The organism is Vibrio sp. 10N.261.55.C5, assembly GCF_041470505.1.
In the GTDB taxonomy this organism is placed as follows: domain Bacteria; phylum Pseudomonadota; class Gammaproteobacteria; order Enterobacterales; family Vibrionaceae; genus Vibrio; species Vibrio crassostreae_C.
The window spans coordinates 1-1,841 of the sequence record NZ_JBFRMS010000053.1 but is presented as its reverse complement, the minus strand read 5'-3'; the positions used below and the strand labels follow the sequence as shown (position 1 = coordinate 1,841).

Genomic DNA, 1,841 nt, shown 5'->3' with positions numbered 1-1,841 from the left:
ACAAGCGTGGGTCGCATACGGCGGTTCCGAATATACTTTCAGTGACTCGTACCCATCTCTTAGTGAGTACAGCCCCAACCCCTCGAACCATTTTATTGGCATGGCGTGATTAACCTGTGGCGTTGAAGCTAGATGCCACCAACCCTTATCTGACATCGCTAGCTTCCACGCATTACGCTCCGTTACACCTTGTCGCTGTAACCATATCGCTATGCTGTGTCTGCGTTTGCGCTGCTTTAGTCGGTAGCACCTTAATCTACGCCGTATCCATTCGTCTAAGCGCTGCATTGCACTTTTACTAACAGTAAGCTTGAAGTAGTGTTGCCATCCTCTTAGATATTGAGTTAACTCCGTGATTATCACCTGTAACTCTCGTCCTCGATTTCGCTTCGTTATCTGACGTACTCGCTTCTTCATTTGAGCTTGTGCCGTCTTCGATATCCCGATTCTTCCGTCTATCTGGAAGCGGTGGCTTAGGTAAGTTCGCTTTGTCACTCTCGTTGCTGCACTTTTCTTACGGTTTACCGTCAGCTTTAGTTTCTGCTCCAAGAACTCCGTTATCGACTCTCTGACTCGATGAGCGGCTTCCTCACTACGCACGTAGATTTGACAGTCATCTGCATATCGACAGAACTTATGCCCTCTACGCTCTAGCTCTTTATCCAGTTCATCTAATACAATATTTGATAGTAGCGGAGATAATGGCCCACCCTGGGGTGTGCCTCGTTGTCTCTGCTCAACTAGTCCATGTCGCATTATGCCTACCTGTAGGTATGACCTAATTAGCTTTAACACGCGTTTATCAGCAATATCTTGTGACAGCCTGTGCATTAGCCTATCGTGATTCACTGTATCGAAGTATTTTGCTAGGTCGATATCTACTACATAACCTCGACCCTCTCGGATGTAGCGACTGGCGGCCGACAATGCATGGTGCGCACTGCGGTTGGGTCTAAACCCGTAACTACTGTCGGAGAACTTCGGCTCATAGATACATGACAGCACTGATGTGATTGCCTGTTGGACTACCCTATCAAGGACTGTTGGGATACCTAATTGCCTTACGCCACCACTAGCTTTGGGGATTTCTACACCAAGAACAGGTTGAGGTTGATAGCTTCCATCCAGAAGACTCTGGCGAAGCTCTTGCCCGTTTGATGCCTGTCGAAGTCTTGAGATAGTGGCGTTGATGTCGAGCTTGTCGACTCCTGCACACCCTTTGTTCTTCTTCACGCGTCTAAGAGCTTGATTCAAATTGGTTGAGGAGCAGATTTGCTCCATCAACGAAGTTGAGGTCACCAAGACTCGCCCTCCTGTCTACGCCGACCATGCTTGTCATTCTTCGTATCCATGAGCTTTACTTGCGGTATTGCCCTTTGGGACGTAGAGATGAGTTTCATCTTGCTATGACTCCACATGATTGAGTGTCTAGTGACTGCTTCTTGATATATTCAGTTCAGGCCTTCCTTTGAGTTGTACATTCTCAAAGTACTATGCCTTCTGCTGACTTCTTATTGCTCATCACACAACATCACTGCTGTATTAGTCTCTATTGAGACAAACCATAAGATCTCCCGAGGTAAGACGTTGTTCTTTCCCTTGGCTGTGCCTGATTTACCACTACACACTTCCCGTCGAGGCATTGGGCTATTCTATCTATGGCTAGGTTGCCCAAGTTGTAATGGCCTACTATCAGATTTCTGTTCGTCACAACCAAGTTTTGCCATTTGCTTCCTTCAGATTTCACCTCACGGTGAACACCCTTGCATAGGCTAACGGTTCTCGCTCGACTGAGCCCGTAGAGGACTTTCACCTCCTAGATCAACGCCATGCTCGGCGCA

Annotated in this window: 1 protein-coding gene; it reads right to left on the bottom strand. The window is 47.5% G+C overall.

Going from position 1 to position 1,841, the window contains the following annotated elements; all coding sequences use genetic code 11:
• On the bottom strand, positions 1-1,281 hold a 1,281-nt coding region (gene ltrA, locus AB4263_RS19445), incomplete at its 3' end, for a group II intron reverse transcriptase/maturase (protein ID WP_372098723.1).
• Between the last annotated feature and the right edge of the window lie 560 nt (positions 1,282-1,841).